At 62.9% G+C, this 18,768-nt stretch carries 12 protein-coding genes; 5 read left to right on the top strand and 7 right to left on the bottom strand.

Translation table 11 applies throughout. The annotated features are described in order from the left end of the window. Positions 1 to 513: 513 nt before the first annotated feature. A complete protein-coding gene (locus tag V6607_RS20785; protein WP_134326956.1) occupies positions 514 to 6,795 on the bottom strand; it encodes a non-ribosomal peptide synthetase in 6,282 nt (2,093 codons plus the stop codon). Between the two features lie 486 nt (positions 6,796 to 7,281). Between V6607_RS20785 and V6607_RS20790 the strand changes: the two genes are divergently transcribed. Together V6607_RS20790 and V6607_RS20795 are read left to right on the top strand one after the other, a co-directional pair. Then, entirely contained in the window at positions 7,282 to 8,076 is a 795-nt protein-coding gene (locus V6607_RS20790; RefSeq protein WP_008430236.1) for a helix-turn-helix transcriptional regulator, read from the top strand. Then, positions 8,076 to 9,569, top strand: coding sequence for an efflux transporter outer membrane subunit (locus tag V6607_RS20795; protein ID WP_338740282.1), 1,494 nt, complete (start codon positions 8,076 to 8,078; stop codon positions 9,567 to 9,569). Before V6607_RS20790 ends, V6607_RS20795 begins: the two co-directional genes overlap by 1 nt. Before the next feature lie 186 nt (positions 9,570 to 9,755). Here the strand turns inward: V6607_RS20795 and V6607_RS20800 are convergent, their stop codons facing one another. Beyond that, positions 9,756 to 11,096, bottom strand: a complete 1,341-nt coding sequence (locus tag V6607_RS20800; RefSeq protein ID WP_134326957.1) for a sorbosone dehydrogenase family protein — start codon at positions 11,094 to 11,096, stop codon at positions 9,756 to 9,758. A gap of 185 nt (positions 11,097 to 11,281) precedes the next feature. Between V6607_RS20800 and V6607_RS20805 the strand changes: the two genes are divergently transcribed. Then, positions 11,282 to 11,869: an Sbal_3080 family lipoprotein gene (locus V6607_RS20805; RefSeq protein ID WP_003208266.1), complete on the top strand. Its 588-nt coding sequence runs from the start codon at positions 11,282 to 11,284 to the stop codon at positions 11,867 to 11,869. A gap of 244 nt (positions 11,870 to 12,113) precedes the next feature. On the opposite strand, the gene V6607_RS20810 is transcribed toward V6607_RS20805, so the two are convergent. From V6607_RS20810 to V6607_RS20830, 5 genes are all read right to left on the bottom strand, one after another. Then, positions 12,114 to 13,079, bottom strand: coding sequence for a pyridoxamine 5'-phosphate oxidase family protein (locus V6607_RS20810; protein ID WP_134326958.1), 966 nt, complete (start codon positions 13,077 to 13,079; stop codon positions 12,114 to 12,116). Positions 13,080 to 13,081: 2 nt separating this feature from the next. Next, complete coding sequence (locus tag V6607_RS20815) at positions 13,082 to 13,981, bottom strand: LysR family transcriptional regulator (RefSeq protein WP_134326959.1); 900 nt, start codon at positions 13,979 to 13,981, stop codon at positions 13,082 to 13,084. Continuing rightward, the gene (locus V6607_RS20820) at positions 13,981 to 14,898 is read right to left on the bottom strand and encodes a LysR family transcriptional regulator (RefSeq protein ID WP_003208270.1); all 918 of its coding nucleotides are present in this window, start codon (positions 14,896 to 14,898) and stop codon (positions 13,981 to 13,983) included. Before V6607_RS20820 ends, V6607_RS20815 begins: the two co-directional genes overlap by 1 nt. Before the next feature lie 167 nt (positions 14,899 to 15,065). Then, positions 15,066 to 15,686, bottom strand: coding sequence for a glutathione S-transferase (locus V6607_RS20825; RefSeq protein WP_003208271.1), 621 nt, complete (start codon positions 15,684 to 15,686; stop codon positions 15,066 to 15,068). A 125-nt stretch (positions 15,687 to 15,811) separates the two neighbouring features. Next, positions 15,812 to 16,684: a LysR family transcriptional regulator gene (locus tag V6607_RS20830; RefSeq protein WP_003208273.1), complete on the bottom strand. Its 873-nt coding sequence runs from the start codon at positions 16,682 to 16,684 to the stop codon at positions 15,812 to 15,814. Between the two features lie 191 nt (positions 16,685 to 16,875). On the opposite strand from V6607_RS20830, the gene V6607_RS20835 reads away from it, so the two are divergent. Beyond that, the gene (locus tag V6607_RS20835; protein ID WP_087692542.1) at positions 16,876 to 17,649 is read left to right on the top strand and encodes a glucose 1-dehydrogenase; all 774 of its coding nucleotides are present in this window, start codon (positions 16,876 to 16,878) and stop codon (positions 17,647 to 17,649) included. A 13-nt stretch (positions 17,650 to 17,662) separates the two neighbouring features. After that, positions 17,663 to 18,709, top strand: coding sequence for an L-idonate 5-dehydrogenase (locus tag V6607_RS20840; protein ID WP_134326961.1), 1,047 nt, complete (start codon positions 17,663 to 17,665; stop codon positions 18,707 to 18,709). Positions 18,710 to 18,768 lie beyond the last annotated feature (59 nt).

Below are 18,768 nucleotides of genomic sequence, written 5' to 3' on the forward strand. Positions count from 1 at the left end.
GCAAAATCAAAATCTAAAGCGGGCACGGTCCAAAAAATGTGGGAGCGGGCTTGCTCGCGAAGGTCGTTAACGATGACGCGGGCATCCTGAATGAACGCGGCGGTCTCAGGTTTTTCGCGAGCAAGCCCGCTCCCACAGAAAAGCAGATCTGTTTTCGCTCTGGCTTTTGATCTGGCTTTTAACACTCAAGCCGGCCGGGAGGCCGCTGTGCTTTTGCTTTTGCTTTTGCTTTTGATCTGACTGCCCCAATAAGCCCGAGGCCGAACGCAGGTATTGCGGAGCGGGTAAACCGGCAGGACGCCGGTTTAGCCGCGCCGGGCCATGGATGGCCCGTCGCGGCGGCCCGCGGAGCAATGCCGGAGTGAGGGAACACCGAGCCTAGGCGAGGTGCCGACAGGCGGGGCAGAGCCCTTTGCTTACTTTGGGGCTTTTCCAAAGTGAGCCGCTGTAAGAGCGGAACCATAGGTGGCCGTTACCGAAGAAACGGATATGCACACCACACCACACCACCACTCAAATCCTGCGTCTACGCCCCAACTGCGGAATCCCCAAAGCAGGCACCACCTCCACCCGCTCCACCCGCCTCCCAACCACCCCCGCCAACCCCACCACCGTCGGCTGACTGAACAACGAGCGCGCATCCACCTCCAACCCCGCCTTACGCATCCGCGCCACCACCCCCACGGCCAACAACGAATGCCCTCCCAACTCAAAAAAGTGATCCTGACGCCCCACCCGGTCCAGCTTCAACACCTCAGCCCAAACCCCCGCAATCACCGCCTCCACCTCCCCCCGAGGCGGTTCATAGGCACGACTCAAAACCGCCTCCACCCCAGGCTCCGGCAACCCCTTGCGATCCAGCTTCCCCGCCGGATTAAGCGGCCACACCTCCACCCGCACAAACGCCGAAGGCACCATGTACTCAGGCAACCCCTCCACCATGTAACTGCGCAACGCCTCAAGCCCCGGCACCGCATCACGAACAGTGAAATACGCCACCAACCGCTCATCCCGAATCAACGCCGCCACCTCGCGCAATGCAGGATGCGCCGCCAACCGCGCCTCAACCTCCCCCAGCTCCAGCCGCACCCCACGCAGCTTCACCTGAAAGTCATTGCGCCCCAGAAACTCCAGGTTCCCGTCCGGCAAATACCGCACCAGATCCCCCGTGCGATACAACCGATCCCCCGCCACAAACGGGCTATCGATAAACCGCTCCGCCGTCATCTGCGCCAACCCCAGATACCCGCGAGCCACGCCCACCCCGCCGATATGCAACTGCCCACTGCACCCCAGCGGCACCGGCCGATCATGCTCATCCAATACGTAAAGCCGGGTATTACTGATGGCCCGCCCAATCGGCAACTGCAACCCCGGCACCGGCGCACCCGGCTCCAGCGTCCAGGCACTGCTGTCCACCGTCGCCTCGGTCGGTCCGTAGACGTTATGCAAGCGCACCTTGGGCAATCGCGCCTGAACCCCACGGGCCAAGGCCTCTGTCAGCTCCCCACCACCGCATAAAACGTCGGTAAGGCTGGTACAAAGCGCAGACTCCTCCAGCTCCAGAAACTGCTGCAACATCGCCGGCACAAACTTGATCACACTGACCTGTTGCTCACGAATCACCTGCGCCAGGTACGCCGGCTCACGGTGCCCATCGGGACGCGCCAGGACCAGGCGCATGCCATTGGTCAGCGGCCAGAACAGCTCCCACACCGAACCGTCAAAACTGAACGGCGCCCGCTGCAACAACGCGCCACCCTCGGCATTCGGGCACAGTTGCGAGCCCCAGTGCATCAGGTTGCCCAGGCCCCGATGCTCGATCATCACGCCCTTGGGCGTGCCGGTGGAGCCGGAGGTGTACATCACGTACGCCAGGTTGCGTACGCTCAGCCCCGGCACTCGCGGGTTGCCTTCAGGCGCCTGGTGCCAGGCGCCGTGGTCGAGGTCGATCACCGGTATCGACACCTCCCCCGGCAAATCGCGGGTCGCGCCGTGTACCAGCAAGGCGACCGGCGCGCTGTCTTGCAGCATGTAGGCGAGACGCTCGCGAGGGTAGCCCGGGTCCAACGGTACATAAGCGCCCCCCGCCTTGAGGATGGCCAGCAAGCCCACCACCAGGTCCAACCCGCGCTCGACACACAAGGCGACCCGCGAATCCGGCTGCACGCCGCGCTCGCGCAGGTGATAGGCCAGGCGGTTGGCGCGCTCGTTGAGCTGGCGGTAAGTCAGTTGCTGCTCACCGGCCTGCACCGCCATCGCGTGAGGTGTGTGCCGGGCATGGGCTTCGAACAAGGCGTGGACGGTCTGGTCCACGGGGTAGTCGGTTTCGCTGGCGTTGAAGTCCACCAGTTGCTGTTGCAGTTCGGTCGCGGGCAGCACCTGCACATCGAACAGCGGCGCCTCGGGCGTCTCCACCAATCCCGCCAGCACCGTGCCAAGGTAGTCCAGCAGGCGCTGGGCACCGACCTTGCGGGGCGCCTTGGCCTTGAGCCGGAAACCGCTGGCCAGGTCGTCCACCGTCAGCATCAGTGGGTAGCTGAGGATGTCTTCGCTGCTCAGCAATTCGATGCCGGGCTGCAGCACCTCGAGTGCCTCGACCGAGACATGCCGGTAATTCAGCAGGCTGTTGAACAGCGGTGTGACGCCGCTGCAACGCTGGGCCAACGCCAGGGACGCTTGCTCGTGGGCGAGCAAGGCGCTGAGTTGCTGCTGCGTCTGCCTGATCGCCTCGCGCACCGTCACCCCGGCCAGGCGTACCCGCAGCGGCAAGGTGTTGATGAACATGCCCAGGGCACGGTCCGCGCCCTCACCGGCCTGCAGGCGTCCCAGCAGAACCGTACCGAACACCACATCGTCACGGCCCGAGACGCGACCCAGTACCTGGGCCCACGCCAGATGAAACAGGCTCGCCGCGCTGACACCCAAGGTGCGGGCCTGCTCGCGCAACAACTGGCCGAGTGCGTCGGGAAGCAGCACGTCGGCTTCCTCGGTGTCACGGCGATCCGCCTGGCGTTCCTGTAAACCGAAGGCCAGGGTCGGCTCGTCGACATCCGCCAGCCGCTCGCGAAAGAACGCTTCGTGCCCGGCCTGGCGTTCCGCCGACCGGGCCTGGGCGACCACGTTGCGATAGGGCACCGGCGCCGGCAATTGCTGTTGCTGGCCAAGCAGATGAGCCTGGATTTCCGCCATCAGTACTTGCGTCGATGTGGCGTCGTTCACCAGGTGATGGAAACGCAGCATGCCCACCCAACGGCGGTTCTGCCGGTCTTCGGCGTAATCCAGGGCCATCAGCGGCGCCTTGCGCAAGTCCAGTGGCCGCTGGCGTTCGCGCAGTTGTTCGAGAATTGAGTCCCCCTGGAGGGCCACCGGTTGCACGTCCAGAATCGCCTTGCGCCACACCACTTGCATCGGTTGTTCGAGGGCATCCCACGCCAGGCTGGTGCGCAGGATGTCATGGCGGTCGATCACCTGTTGCAGCGCCTGGGCGAACGCTTCCAGCTGTTCACGGCGGGCAAAGCTGAACATCGCGTGTTGCTGGTACGGATCGCGCTCGTCGGTGATGTGGTGATACAGCAGGCCTTCCTGCAACGGCGCCAGCGGGTAGATCTCCTGCACATTGGCGGCGCCGCCGGGGATCGCGGCGACGATGCGTTCTATCGTCGGCGGGTCCAGTTCGGCCAGCGCCAGCAGGTCCGGAGTAATCAATTGGCACCCTGCCGGAACACGGTTGGCCGGCACCTCAAGCTCGGTGCCCTGGCCGACCGCTGCCGCCAGTGCGGCCAGGGTCGGCTGGCCGAACAGCACCTGCACGTCGGCCTGCAACCCGACCTGGCGCATGTGCTGCACCAACTGGACCGCCAACAGCGAATGGCCGCCCAACTCGAAAAAATGGTCATGCCGCCCTACTTGCTCGACGTGCAGCACGTCGGCCCAGATCTGCGCCAGGGCGATTTCCGTAGGCCCTTCGGGGGCTTCGTAAATTCGACTGATAAATGCATCGGCACCGGGTGCCGGCAAGGCCTTGCGGTCGAGTTTGCCGTTGGCCGTCAGGGGCAGCGCGTCCAGCTTTACGTAGGCCTGCGGCACCATGTAATCCGGCAAGCGTGATTTAAGATGGGCGCGAAGCGCTTCAATCGCTACCGGCGCATGCTCGGTGAACCAGGCCAATAGCTGCCCCTCGCGTACCAGCACCACCGCTTCGGTGACCCCTTCATAACCCGCCAGGGCGGACTCGATTTCCCCCGGCTCGATACGCACGCCGCGAATTTTTACCTGGTCGTCGTTGCGGCCCAAATATTCAATATTCCCATCCGGCAGCCAACGCGCCAGGTCGCCGGTGCGGTACATGCGGCCTGGGTTGAATGGGTCATCAAGGAAGCGCTCTGCGGTCATGTCCGGGCGGTTCAAATAGCCCCGCGCCACGCCTTTCCCGCCGACGTACAACTCGCCTGCAGTACCGATGGGCACCGGCCGCTGTTGCTCATCCAGCAGGTAGACCGCGGCATTCGCGATGGGTTTGCCGATGTGCAGCGCCTGCCCGGCCTCAACGAGGCCCGAGGTGGCAACCACGGTGGCTTCAGTGGGACCGTAGTTGTTGATCACCGCGAAACTGCGCGCCTGGTTGAACTGGCGCAGGCGGTCGCCACCAATCAGCAGCGTGCGCAAAGTCGGGTGTTCAATATTCTGGCTGAACGCATACTCGGCCACCGGCGTGGGCAGGAAGCATACGTCCAGTGGTTGCGCGCGCCACCAGGCCAGCAGCGCGTCGATGTCTTCGGCGCCGTCGTGGGCCGGCGGCAAGTGCAAGGTCGCGCCCACGCACAGCGCTGGCCAGACCTCCCAGGCCATGGCGTCAAACCCGAAACCGGCAACGCTGGCGGTATGGCTGCCCGCGTGCAAATCGAAGGCCTGGCAATGCCAGTCCACCAGGTTGGCCACGGTGTGGTGCTCCACCATCACGCCCTTGGGCAGGCCGGTGGAGCCCGAGGTGTAGATCACATAAGCGAGGTTGGCGGGTGTCATCGCCACTTGCGGGTTGCGCGCCAACTGCGCCGTGGCGTGGTCCAGATTGATGACCGGCACGCTCAATACCGGTAGACGCTCGAGCAAATCCGTCTGCGTCAGCACCGCCATCGGCGCGCTGTCATCGAGCAGGTAGTGCAGGCGCTCGGCAGGATGGGCCGGGTCCACCGGAACGTAACAGGCGCCGGACTTGAGAATCCCCAGCAAGCCCACCAGCGTCTCCAGGCCGCGCCGGGCGACGATCGCCACACGGTCGTCGGGCTTTACCCCGAGCACCAATAGCTGCCGCGCCAGGGCATTGGCCCGTTGATTCAATTGGTCATACGTCAATCGCTGCCCCTGATACACCGCCGCCACCGCATGCGGGGTCACCGCGGCCTGGGCCTCGACGCGCCCATGCAGGGTTTGCGCTGCGGGATAGGCCTGGGCGGTGGCGTTCCAGCGTTGCAACTGCGCGGTTTCCTCGGGCGTTATCAGTGAGAAGTCAGCCAGGGGCAGCGCGGTGTTTTCCAGCCCCTGCTCCAGCACATACACCAGGCGATCGGCCAGGGCCTGCACCTCGTGTGCCTGGAAATACGCCTCGTTGTAGACGCAGTGCAGGCACGCCGTGTCGTGGTAGCGATTGCTGCGCAAGTGAATCGCCAGCGGCAACGGCTCATGGTGGTTGGACACCTTGATCGCCCGGGCCGACGCCTGGCCGTAGCGAAATTCATGGTCGTCCTGCTCATAGGACACCGACAGGTCGAACAGTTGGCCGCGGTCGGCGCGCAGCAAACCCAGCTCGCGATTCATCTCGCTCAGCGGGAAACGTTGATGCCGAAAATCCTGCTGGAGCTGGTCGCGCACGCCACGCACCAGGGCGCTGAAAGGCAGGTCGTCGCGGAACTGCAAGCGCACGGCACTGACCTGGGTGAACAGCCCCAGGGTCGAACGAAAGCGTGCATTGGAACGGTTGAGTATCGGCAGCCCCACCACCCACTCCTGGCGCTGGCCGGTGCGGCTGAAGTACAGGTACATCGCCGCCAATAACACATGGAACGCCGACGCCTGGTAATGGTTCGCCACCCGCGCCATGCTATTGAGCAGCGCCGCCGGAAACGGTGCTACCAGGGTGTTGCTCGGCGCATCGCCCTTGGCCTGGTAACGGCGCGTCAGCAGCGGCTCTGGCAGCGCCTGGTATTTGTCCAGCCAGTAGCTGCGGTCCCGGGCGTAACGGGCCGACTCGCGATAGCGTTCATCGTTGTCGATGAAGTCGATATAGGACGGCGCCGACAGGTCCGGTAGTCGGCCCTGCTCCAGGGCGCTGTAGATCCCGGCAAGGGATTGCAGCATCTGGCCAAAGCCCCAGCCATCGAGAATCAGGTGGTGAGCCTGGGTGCCGAGGCGGTAATGCTGGTCATCGAGCTTGACCAGGAAGAAGCGGAACAACGGCTCGTCGACCAGCGCATAGGTTCGCGCCATCTGCGCCTGCAACAAGGCCTCGGCGGCCGCGCGGGGATCCGGCTGGCGCGAGACGTCATGCTGCGGCACCGATACCGCCATGGCCTCGGCAAACGCCTGCCGTGGCAAGCCATCGGCCGCCACTTGCAACACCGTACGCAATGCGTCGTGCTTGGCCACCAGGTGCTCGATGGCTCGCTGGATCAATGCGGGATTCACGGTGCCCGTGAGTTCGATATAACCCCCGATGTTGTACAGCGGCGAGTCACCGAGGCGCAGTTGGTCGAGCCAGATATCCCGCTGGGCGGCGGTCAGGGGGAAATACGTCATAAGATCCTTCTCATGTGAGGTGTCGATAAGGCGCACAACGCCCCATTGAGGCGAAATCAACGGGATTTAAGCATCGCCCCGGAGGGCCGTATGTCACCCGAAACCCGGACAGCCTGGGTACCGCGCCGGGGTTGGCTGATGGTTCAGTGCTGAAACGATTAAATGGATGTAGGAGATTGGCTACATCTGGCCGATGCCATATAGCCGGGCATGTCGAGAAAATTGAGTAAATATGTTTTATATCAACTAGTTAACAAACTCTAAAATCCTTTTACCCTGCAGCTTCAGCCTATATCCCTGTCGGAAATGACGAAATAATGGCGCGCTTTTTATGGCAGGTTGTGTCCCTCGTTTCCGCTACATACGTAGGACAAATCCACGTGGCTAAATGAAGCCTCGAGCACCGACCCAGGTTCAAGGAGAACGGGAGGCCTGCACACGTAAGGGCAACCGTTGACGGTTTTCGACATCAAGGATGAGATGGCTATGAGTCTGACCAGCAGTATTCGGAATATGGAAAATCCGCATTTTTATTTCGAGTTGGGAGAGTTGATTTCAAGCACCGGCACTGAACACTTCGCAGCGAACATGCTGCAACTGGTCAACAAGCTGGTACCGGTTCACTTGGTGGACCTCAGTGAATGGACCCTCGACGAGCACCAGGCCTGCGTGCTCGATATCAAGTTACTTGGCAGCGACGGGTTGAAGCAGGACCTGCCGCCACCGCGCACCCTGCATCACCGCGACGATCATCCGCTGCTGAAAAAAATGCTCGGCATGAACGACCCGCTGTTGATCCAGATGAATGCCAAGGCCGACAGCACCCACACCCGCGGCACCTCCCATCAGTGCAACCTGGTATCGCGCCAGGCCAATCGGCGCTGCGTGATTTCGTTCTACCGGCCCCACACCCAACGCGCCTTTTCCCTGGCGCAGCTGTCGTTTCTCAAGAGCCTTTCGGAAACCTTGCTGCCGTTGATCGAGCGCCACGCGCAGATCAATCGACAGGCCCCGCCGGTAGCGCCCGAGCCCTCTAAAACTCCGTTGGAGCAGTCGCAATTGCAGCGCGAATTCTATAAACGCCTGTCACTCAGTGACATCACCTTATCGGCGCGGGAACAGGAGGTTTGCCTGGGGTTGTTGACCGGCGGAACCGTACCGCAGATGGCCGAGAAACTCAGCGTGAAAAACAGCTCCATCGAAACCTACCTCAAGCGCGCGGCGGCCAAACTGGGCGTGAGTGGCCGGCATGGCCTGGCCAAATGGATGGTTGGCGCGTGATGAAAAAACTGATGCTCGGCGTGGCGTGTGTGCTTGGCGGGTGTTCGTTGATCCCGGACTATCAGCGGCCCGAGGCACCGACCCCGGCGCACTACCCGGTGTATAACGCGGACCGGGTGGGGCCATCGGCCGCCGGGCCTGACTGGCAACAGTTGTTCCGTGACCCGGTGATGCGGCAGTTGATTGGCCAGGCCCTGGTGAATAACCGTGACCTGCGGGTGGCGGCGCTGAATGTCGAAGCGTTCCAGACGCAGTACCGCATCCAGCGTGCCGACCTGTTCCCGGCGGTGTCTGCCACGGGTGCCGAAAACCGCCAGAAAGTCCCGCGGCGCGCCACTACCACCGGCAAGTCTGCGATCACCTCTACCTATTCGGCGACATTGGGCGTCAGCGCCTACGAGCTGGATTTTTTCGGCCGCGTACGCAGCCTCAGTGAGCAGGCGATGCTGCAATACCTGGCCACTGAAGAAGCTCGGCGCAGCGCGCAACTGAGCCTGGTGGCCAACGTCGCCAACGCTTACCTGACCTGGCGCGCCGACCAGGAACTGCTGGCCCTGGCCCGGCAGACGCTGGCCTCGGACGAGCACAGCCTGCGTCTGACGTCGCGCAGTAAAACGGCGGGCAAGGCGACGTCGATCGATGTGATCCAGGCCCGGACCAGCGTCGAAAGTACCCGGGCAAGCATTGCGCGCTACCAGCGGCAGGTGGCCCAGGACCTCAACAGCCTGGCGTTGCTGGTGGGTGGGCCGGTGCCGGATTCTTTGCCGGCACAGCCGCTGTCCGACGACCTGGTAGCCCGGGTGCCGGCCGGGTTGCCGTCGGACCTGCTGCAACGGCGGCCGGATATTGTGCAGGCCGAGTATCAGCTTCAGGCGGCCAACGCGAATATTGGCGCGGCGCGGGCGGCGTTTTTTCCTTCGGTTACGCTGACGGCCAACGCGGGCACCTCGAGTAAGGATCTGTCGGGATTGTTCCAGGGGGGCTCGGGGAGTTGGGGGTTCCAGCCGCAGATCAATCTGCCGATCTTCAACGCGGGCAGCCTGCGGGCCAGCCTGGATTACGCGAAGATTCAGAAGAACATTTATGTCGCGCAGTATGAGAAGTCGATTCAGACCGCGTTCCAGGAAGTCTCGGACGGGCTGGCGGCGCGGCAAACGTATAACGAGCAACTGGCGGCGCAGCGGGATTTTGTTCGGGCCAACCAGACGTATTACGACCTGGCTCAGCACCGGTATCGCAGTGGGGTGGACAGTAATCTGGTGTTTCTGGATGCGCAGCGGTCGTTGTTCAGTTCGCAGCAGGCGTTGATTGTTGATCGGTTGGCGCAGTTGGTGGCGGAGGTGAATTTGTATACGGCGTTGGGTGGGGGGTGGGAGGGTGATTCTGCTGGGGGTGGGGATGGGGGTGGGGGTGGGGGCATATCCGTTTCTTCGGTCACGGCGGCTTATGGTTCCGCTCTTACAGCGGCTCACTTTGGAACCCCCCCAAAGTAAGCAAAAGCAAGAGCACGGCGGCCTGAAAGCCGACCTGAGTGTTAAAAGCAAAAGCAAAGCCGCTTTGCTGTAGGAGCTGGCTTGCCGGCGATGCAGACACCTCGGTGCATCAGGTACACCCAGTTGATGCCATCGCCGGCAAGCCAGCTCCTACAGTGGACCGTGAGCCGCTGTAAGAGCAAAACCCTAAGGCCTTACCCGTGCTACCCGCCATACCTTGTTCCCCACATCATCCGCCACCAGCAACGCGCCCTGCCCGTCCAACGCTACACCCACCGGACGCCCCTGAGCCTCTCCATCACCATTTAAAAACCCAGTCAGGAAATCAACAGGCACACCCGACGGCTTTCCGTCCCGGAACGGAATAAACACCACCTTGTACCCCGCCTGCGGATTACGGTTCCAGGATCCATGCTCCCCCACAAACACCCCATCGGCAAACACCGCTGGCATCCCCCGCGCATCGGAAAAAGTCAGGCCCAACGGCGCAACGTGAGTCCCCAGCGCGTAGTCCGGTGCAATCGCCTGGGCGACCTTGTCCGGACGCGGCGGCTGCACCCGGCTGTCAACGTGAGCCCCGTAATAACTCCACGGCCAACCGTAGAACGCGCCGTCCCGCACCGACGTCAGGTAATCCGGCACCAGATCGCTGCCGATCTCGTCGCGCTCGTTGACCACCGTCCACAACTGCGTAGAGCCGGGTTTCCACGCCAGCCCATTGGGATTGCGCAACCCACTGGCGAACAGACGCTTCTGCCCACTGGCAAGATCCAACTCCCAGATCGCAGCACGCCCTTCCTCGGCGTCAAGCCCATTCTCACCCACATTGCTGTTGGACCCGACGGTCACATAAAGCTTGGTACCCTCAGGATTGGCCAGGACGTTTTTGGTCCAGTGATGATTGATCCCGGCCGGCAGATCAGTGACCTTCACCGGCACGGCATCGATGTGAGTCTGGCCCCGAACATAAGGCACCTTGACCACCGCATCGGCATTGCCGATATACAACTCATCCCCCACCAACGCCATGCCAAACGGCGACGTCAGCCCACCGAGAAACTCACTCTTCACCTCGGCACGCCCATCACCGTCGGCGTCCCGCAGCAGCGTGATCCGGTCGGCGCTCGGCGTATCGGCACCGACCCGCCCCATCACAAACCCCATCGCGGTACGACGCGCCCAGGCGAGCAAACCCGTGCCGCCGTCCGTGGCACCTTCAGGCATGGGCGGATGGTTACTCTCGGCTACCAGCACGTCGCCATTGGGCAAGGTGTACACCCAGCGCGGATGGTCAAGGTCCGCGGCCAACGCCGTTACCGTGAACCCATCGGGCGCCGTTGGCTGGGCATTACCGGACCAGCCGACAGCCTTGGAAACCTTGAGTGTCGGGATCAGTGATGCAGTGGGTTCGGGCAGTTGCGGGCTTGGCCCCACACCGGCCTGAAACGGCAGTTTGGAGGAATCGCCACAGGCGCTGAGGGCAGCCGTGGCGGTGATCAGCAGCGCAAGGCGGCTTGGTGCATTCATTGGGAAACCTCGGGACAGCCCTTTATCGGGCAGGCAAAAACCGCTGCAGTATTGCGCCCGCAGGCCGCACCAAACACAGGGTACAGCGCAATTCAGATTTGCCGCAGAGGCACGAATAGTCCTTACGAGATAAGGAGGGAAAGCAGTGCTATCATCCAGCCACTATTGATGACATGGAGGCCGCTATGCGCATACCGCTCGCTCCGATACTGATCGCTATGACCCTCACCATCACGGGTTGCAGCATCAAGCAAACCGTCGCCCCGGCCACCCTGTCCAACGATCAGCCACCGGAAATTTGCCTGATTCCTGCCGAAGGCCTGCGTGCCGGATTCAATACCACCTACACGGCACAGCTGAGGAGCAAAGGTTTCCAGACACGCGAGGTGGCAGCCGGCAGTCCACCCTCCGTATGCACGCTGTCGACGACCTACATTGGCAAGTGGACATGGGACATGGCGCTGTACATGTACTACGCCGATATCCGTGTGTATGAACAGGGCCGTCAGGTCGGCCAGGCGGAATACGACGCGTCGTGGGGCGGTGGTCGCCTCGACAAGTTTATCGATGCGCAGAACAAAATCATCGAGCTGACCGATCAACTCTTTCCCAATCCGGTATACCGGGCAAGCACACCACCAGCGGCCAGTTCCAATGCACCACCCGCACTCGACAAAGCAGCCTACAAGAAGAAAAAGCTTGAGCAGTTGATGCAGGAAAGCACGTCTTACGACGATTACCAGAAACGTTATCGCGAGATCCTCGCGGAATAAATTATCGCCATGAATCAATGCAATCGAGTCAAGGAGCAGACATGCTGAATGCAGTAATGGCTGGAAAGAGGCGTGGCACCGGCCTGGAAAACCAGAAGCAGGCGCTGGGCCTGGCACGGCCTGCGTACCCATCCGATGTGACAAACTCGACAGACCTATCGGCCGGCCTCGCTAGGCCCGCCTATACACTCCCCCTCGTGCGGCTGAGTTAAAGCTCAACTGCGCGAGGGGTGCAGCACCCCCCTCAGGCTTTCCAAGGCCCCAACGCCAGGCTGTAGGGAGAAAACCCCTCGAACTGCCAACGCAGCGCCAGCGCCGCATCCCTTCGGACCACGTGTTCCACGGTCACCTTCCACAACCGCTCAGCCCCCTCGAACGTGGCCACTTCATCTCCTTCAAGAATCACCTCGGCCCGCCCGGCCACCTGCAACACATCACCCGTAGCAAAATCCACAAACAGCAAGCCCGCAACCGGGTTGACCTGCACATTGCCCAAGGTGTTGAAAAACGAGTTGCCGGTAAAATCGGGAATCGTCAGCACCTCTCCCTCCACGCGCACAAACCCACTGTTGCCGCCTCGGTGTGAAACGTCCACCGAACGCTTGGCCGCATCTCCTTCCAGGTCCACATAGCTGGCGACGAAAAACGTATCAGCGCTGCAAATCAGCGCCCGGTCAGCGTCATCGAGCGAGTTCGCGCGCCGCACAATACCTTTAGCAGCGCGCTGCCCCCGGGCCCCCGGGTCCACCGCACGCAACTGGATGTACTTCGGGCAATTTCCAAACGTGTGCACCACCGCCACGGTAAAACCGTCGACGCCGGCAGCCCCAATAACCCCGTTCATGCGATTACGCCGCCGCGTATTCAGGTCAATGCCCAACAGCCCGACCGACGCGCCTTGTTTCAGCCCGCTCCCGGCGGGGTCACTCTCCGCAGGCAGGCTGTCGATACGCAAGCTGTAGGGGTCCGGCGAATACGCAAACCCCGGCGTGCCCTCCAGCAGCGTGGCCCAGGGCAGCCCCTGCTCATCCACGGCCCCCACGACCAGATAGGGCAACAACTCATAAAAAGCCCGATGCTGCTCCGGCAAGTGATCCCGTATCACCTTCGCGCCGATCACCTCCATGCGCTCGGCCACGCCGGCACTTTGCTGCAACTGCCGCTCGCCGGCATGCCATGGCGAAACGGGGGACGCGTCCTGGTGATTCATGATCAAGCCCTCGGTGAATGAAACGCCGGATGTTCACGCAATGCCGCCACGCTGAAATCGACAAAACTGCGCACCCGCATCGAAGCGTTGCGCCCTTCGCGGTAGACCACATGCACCGGCAGCGGCGGCGGTTCATAGGCCTGCAATACTCGACACAGTTGCCCGCTCGCCAGGTGCTCGTGCACCGGGTAGCTCAAGCACCGGATCAACCCTGCGCCCTGCACCGCCGCATTGATCGCGCCCTGCACCGTGGTGCAACCGAGACGCGCCCGGGCCTTGATGCTGGCGCCCTGGAAATCCCACTGCACCCAATTCGAATACGCCTGGCTGGCGACCAGCCGATGCTCCTTGAGCGCCTCCGGTTGCACCGGTTCGCCATGGCTTTGCAGATAGCCGGGGCTGGCGCAGACGATGTTGCGCACATGGCCCACGGGCCGGGCAATCAGGGATGAACCGGGCAGTTCCCCCACCAGGACTGCCACGTCCAGGCCGTCTTCATTCAGGTTCGGATAATGATCGTGGTAATGGGCAAACAGGCGAACTCCGGGATAGCGCTCCAGGTAGCCGGCCAACAGCGGCGCCATCACATAACGGCTGAACAGCAACGGAAAAAACACCCGCAGGTTTCCCTCGGCCTGCGCGTGCGCACCCTGGGCAGATGCTTCGGCGGCGCTCACGCCGTCAAGGATCCGCGAACAGTCGGCCATGAACGTCGCCCCGGCTTCGGTGAGGCGAATGCCCCGGGTGCTGCGCTGTACCAATGGCACCCGCAAGCGCGTCTCCAGCCGGTCAATCGCGCGGATCACAGTGGGCCCCGAGATGCCCAGGCAACGGGCAGCCGCGGACAGGCTCGGCTGCCGGGACAGCGCCTGGAAGATCTGCATGTCGCGATAACGGTCCATCAGGCCGGCCGCTGCATCGATGGGTTGAGCGCAGCATCCTGCCCCAGCCGGCTGACCAGAAAATCCACGAACGTGTTGACCTTCGCCGGTACCCGGGCGTTGTTCTGGAACACCACATGGATCGGCAAGGCCGGCGGTTCGAAGTCTTGCAGGATGATCTCCAGTGCGCCTGCACGCACATCGCTGGCCACCTGATAAGACAACACCCGTGTGACGCCCCAGCCCAGGCGCGCGAGGTTGATCGCCGCGTTGTTGGCGGTGACTACCAGGCGCGGCTCAACGGCCACGCTCAACGGCTGGCCGCCTTCCCTGAACTGCCATTCGCTGACCAACTGGCTGGAAGACGACGTGACAATCTTCGCCTCACGCAGTTGCCCGGGGTGCAGTGGCCGGTGCCGCTCAAGGTAAGCCGGCGCCGCGCACACTACGCGACGCACCTCGCCGACCTTGATCGCCTGCTGGCCGGGTTCCTGCAAATGCCCGATGCGCACGGCCACATCGACGCCTTCATCGGTCATGTTGACCACACGGTCCACCAGCAAGGCGTTGATGCTGACCTGGGCAAACAGGTCCAGGTACTCCCCCAGGATTGGCGCGACGAACAACTCGCCGAACAACACCGGCGCGGTGACCGTCAGGTGCCCCCACGGGATCGAGAAGCTGCCTGCTGCCGCTTCTTCGGCCTCAGTCAACTCCGCGAGGATGCGCCGGCAATCGTCCAGGTAACGCTGGCCGGCCTCGCTCAGGTGCAGGCTGCGGGTGGTGCGCGAAAGCAACTGGGTGCCAATACGCGCCTCCATCGCGGCAATCGCGCGGGTCACGCTGGGGGGCGAGATGTTCAGGCGCCGGGCCGCCGCGGCAAAGCCCTGTTCTTCGGCGACGGCGAGGAAAATCTGCATTTCCTGGAAACGGTCCATGGGTCCCCTTAATCGAATGTGGTCCACCAAACCAGTGGCTTGGGAGCGGTTGTGGCGAGGGAGCTTGCTCCCGCTGGGCAGCGTAGCGGCCCCAAAATCCTGGGAGCGCTGCGCACTGGCGCGCCAACCCGGTCCAGCGGGAGCAAGCTCCCTCGCCACAAAAATCTTCAAGCCTTGGCCAAGCCCACAGCCGTGCGTTGCATACCGATAAAACCCGGCAGCGCTTCGATACTGCCCAGCCAGGCGCGAACCTGCGGATAGTCGTCCAGCGCGACATTCCCCTCCGGCGCATGGGCGATGTAGGTGTAGTGCGCGATATCGGCAATCGTCGGCAGGTCACCGGTGAGAAAACGGCTCTGCTCCAACTGGTGCTCTACCACTTTGAGGAATGCGTGGGAGCGGCTGATGGTCGCCTCGGCATCCAGCGCGGCACCGAACACAGTGATCAATCGCGCCGCAGCCGGCCCGGTGTGCAGCGGCCCTGCCGCAGCCGAGAGCCAACGCTGCACACGGGCCTGGGCCAAAGGCTCGGTCGGCAGCCACTGGGCGGTGCCATATTGGCCGGCGAGGTACACCAGGATCGCGTTGGAGTCTGCCAGCACCACGCCGTTATCATCGATCACCGGCACCTGGCCGAAGCTGTTGAGGGTGGCCAGGAACTCAGGGGTTTTGTGCGCGCCTTGCTTCAGATCGACGTGCACCCGCTCAGCGGGCACGCCCAGCAGCGACAGCATCAACTCAACCCGGTGGGAATGGCCAGACAAGGGGTAACGGTACAGTTTGATCATGACGGGCTCCGCGATGTGCCAGGGACTCGACCCGGTGATCGGGTCGATAACGCTTATGTTCCACCGCTACGGCACGCAGCAGAATAGCCAGTTTTTACAATCAAGCATTTCACCGGATGAAACAATCAATCGCCAAACAACTCGTCGATCAGGTTGAACAGGGTGGTTTTCACCGGGCTGTCGAGCTCGGTCCACGCCAGGCCGGTCCTGGCCCGGAACGCCCCCAACGCCAGGTGCCTGGACACGCAATTGGCCGGCAGCGCCCGGGCCGCCTGCAGCGGCAACACACCCACACCCAGCCCGGCCGAGACCAGCGCCAGCATGGTGGTGAACTCGCCGAGTTCGGAGGCGATCTCCAGCGGCACGCCCATCGCCTGCACGAATTCATCGTAGAAACCCGGTGCATAACGCCGGGCCAGGATGAACACCGGCACCTTGAGCAAGTCCGTCGGCTGAATGGTTTCCTGGGTCGCCAACGGATGCTCGCCGGGCAAGGCGACCACGAAGCTTTCCTGCAACACCTCAAGGGTCTGCACGCCGGGATAGGCCGCCGGCAAACGCATCAGGCCGAAATCCAGTTGGCCGTTTTTCAACGCAGCCGCCTGATCCGGGCCGGGCATGTCCTTGAGCTCCAGTTCAATTCGCGGGTAGCGCTGGTGCACCGCACGAATCAACCCGGGCAGCAATTGCGGCAATACCGACGAGACAAATCCCAGGCGCACCCGGCCGATCTCCCCGCGGTTCGAAGCCCGGGCGGCATCGGCGGCGCGGGCAGCCTGGTGCAGGGTGGCGAGGGCTTCCGGCAGAAACACCCGCCCGGCTTCCGTCAGTGTGACCGAGTGCCGGTTGCGGTCGAGCAGGCGCACGCCCAGGCCGCTTTCGAGCAGTTTGATCTGCATGCTCAGCGCCGGTTGCACGATCGACAACTGCGCGGCCGCCCGGCCGAAATGCAGTTCCTGGGCGAGCACGACAAAGGCGCGCAGGTGCTTGAGTTCCATCAGATTGGCTCCGGTTATCACGATTATTGATCACCCCATCACAAATGAAAATTGGACGCCGGGCCCTGGCTGCGCTGAAGTTAAGCCCGTGATGCACGATATGACAGGGTTTGACGTATAACAATGAGAGCGGCGCCCCGCACTCGGATTGATAGTGTTGATCACCTGTCTCAGTCTTCGGAGATCGCCCCATGCAGCGTGTTTTAGACAGTTTCCGCCTCGATGGCCGCCTGGCCTTGATCACCGGCTCCAGCGCCGGCATCGGCCTGGCCATCGCCCGTGGCCTGGCCCAGGCTGGCGCACGGGTAGTGCTCAACGGGCGCAACCGCAGCACCTTGCGTGACAGTGCCGCGTTGCTGGCGGCGGAAGGCCTGGAGGTGCACACCCAGGCGTTCGATGTCACCGACGGCGCGGCGGTGTTGGCCGCCGTGGCGGAGATCGAAGAGCGCCTGGGCCCGCTGGACATCCTCGTCAACAACGCGGGCATGCAACGTCGCGGGCCGCTGGAGGACTACAGCGAAACCCACTGGCGCGAGTTGATGAGCACCAACCTGGACAGCGCCTTCCTGGTCGGCCAGGCCGTGGCCCGGGCGATGATCCCGCGCAAGCGGGGGCGCATCATCAATATCTGCTCGGTGCAAAGCGAACTGGGGCGCCCGGGCATCGCCCCGTATGCCGCCAGCAAAGGCGCGCTGAAAATGCTCACCAAAGGCATGGCCATCGACTGGGGCCCCCACGGGCTGACGGTGAATGGCATCGGCCCCGGCTATTTCAAGACCGAACTGAACGCCAACCTGGTGGCCAACCCCGAATTCAGCGACTGGCTGGTGCAGCGCACACCGAGCCGGCGCTGGGGTGACGTCGCCGAACTGGCGGGCGCTGCGGTATTCCTTGCCAGCGACGCGGCAAGTTTCGTCAACGGTCATATCCTGTACGTGGACGGTGGCATCACCGCCTCGCTGTAACCTGGAGAATTTCATGCACGCGATTGTCTGCCATGCCTCGAAAGACCTGCGGGTAGAACCGCAAACCGAACCCCAGGCACTGACGCCCGACCAACTGCGGGTGCGCATTGCCCGGGGCGGGATCTGCGGCTCGGACCTGCATTACTACCAGCACGGCGGCTTCGGCACCGTGCGGTTGCGCGAGCCGATGGTGCTCGGCCACGAAGTATCGGCGGTGATCGAGGCGGTAGGCCGTGAAGACGGGCCGTTCAAGATTGGCCAACGCTTGTCGGTCTCGCCGTCGCGGCCTTGCGGGGGTTGCCATTATTGCCATCAAGGGCTGCCGAACCATTGCCTGAACATGCGTTTCTACGGCAGCGCGATGCCCTTCCCTCACGTGCAGGGTGCGTTTCAACAAAGCCTGGTGATCGAAACGCACCAGGCGCATCTGCTGGCCGATCATGTGAGCCTTGCCGAGGGTGCAATGGCTGAACCGTTGTCTGTGGGTTTGCATGCCATCCAGCGTGCCGGGGTGGTGTTCGGCAAACGGGTATTGGTCACCGGGTGCGGGCCCATCGGCAACCTGTTGATCGGCAGCCTGCGGGCAGCGGGCGCGAGGGAAATTGTTGCGGTGGACCTGGCTGCCGGGCCCTTGGCCTGCGCCGAAAAAATGGGCGCCAGCCGTACTCATAACCTGGCGGAAGACGCCGACGCGTTGAAGCGGTATACCGCCGAAAAAGGCTACTTCGACGTGATGTTCGAAGTCTCCGGCAGCGCCCAGGCCCTGCGCAACGGCCTGGAGTGCATGGCCCCGCGCAGCGTGCTGGTGACGGTCGGTCTGGGTGGCGAGGTCTCGCTGCCGTTGAATATGCTGGTGAGCAGGGAGATCGACTTGCGGGGCACCTTCCGCTTCCATTCGGAGTTTGCCCAGGCGGTGGATTTGCTCAATCGCCAGGTGATTGATGTGCGTCCGGTGATCTCCCACACCGTGCCGTTCAGCGAGGCGGTGCAGGCGTTTGAACTGGCGGCGGACAAGAGCCAGGCGATGAAGGTGTTGCTGGATTTTGGTGTGGGTGATTGAACCGGATCTCGACAGCTCCCACAGGGTTGCGGTGCATTTTGGGGATCCGATGGTGCCTG

Origin of the sequence: Pseudomonas sp. KK18, assembly GCF_037094675.1 — a bacterium.
Classification (GTDB): Bacteria; Pseudomonadota; Gammaproteobacteria; order Pseudomonadales; family Pseudomonadaceae; genus Aquipseudomonas.

What these genes read in the sequence shown, in the direction of transcription:
- V6607_RS20825 (WP_003208271.1), bottom strand. Translation starts at nt 15,686, where the DNA reads ATGATCAAACTGTACCGTTACCCCTTGTCTGGCCATTCCCACCGGGTT.
- V6607_RS20830 (WP_003208273.1), bottom strand. Translation starts at nt 16,684, where the DNA reads ATGGAACTCAAGCACCTGCGCGCCTTTGTCGTGCTCGCCCAGGAACTG.
- V6607_RS20840 (WP_134326961.1), top strand. Translation starts at nt 17,663, where the DNA reads ATGCACGCGATTGTCTGCCATGCCTCGAAAGACCTGCGGGTAGAACCG.
- V6607_RS20810 (WP_134326958.1), bottom strand. Translation starts at nt 13,079, where the DNA reads ATGAATCACCAGGACGCGTCCCCCGTTTCGCCATGGCATGCCGGCGAG.
- V6607_RS20815 (WP_134326959.1), bottom strand. Translation starts at nt 13,981, where the DNA reads ATGGACCGTTATCGCGACATGCAGATCTTCCAGGCGCTGTCCCGGCAG.
- V6607_RS20795 (WP_338740282.1), top strand. Translation starts at nt 8,076, where the DNA reads ATGAAAAAACTGATGCTCGGCGTGGCGTGTGTGCTTGGCGGGTGTTCG.
- V6607_RS20835 (WP_087692542.1), top strand. Translation starts at nt 16,876, where the DNA reads ATGCAGCGTGTTTTAGACAGTTTCCGCCTCGATGGCCGCCTGGCCTTG.
- V6607_RS20785 (WP_134326956.1), bottom strand. Translation starts at nt 6,795, where the DNA reads ATGACGTATTTCCCCCTGACCGCCGCCCAGCGGGATATCTGGCTCGAC.
- V6607_RS20820 (WP_003208270.1), bottom strand. Translation starts at nt 14,898, where the DNA reads ATGGACCGTTTCCAGGAAATGCAGATTTTCCTCGCCGTCGCCGAAGAA.
- V6607_RS20805 (WP_003208266.1), top strand. Translation starts at nt 11,282, where the DNA reads ATGCGCATACCGCTCGCTCCGATACTGATCGCTATGACCCTCACCATC.
- V6607_RS20800 (WP_134326957.1), bottom strand. Translation starts at nt 11,096, where the DNA reads ATGAATGCACCAAGCCGCCTTGCGCTGCTGATCACCGCCACGGCTGCC.
- V6607_RS20790 (WP_008430236.1), top strand. Translation starts at nt 7,282, where the DNA reads ATGAGTCTGACCAGCAGTATTCGGAATATGGAAAATCCGCATTTTTAT.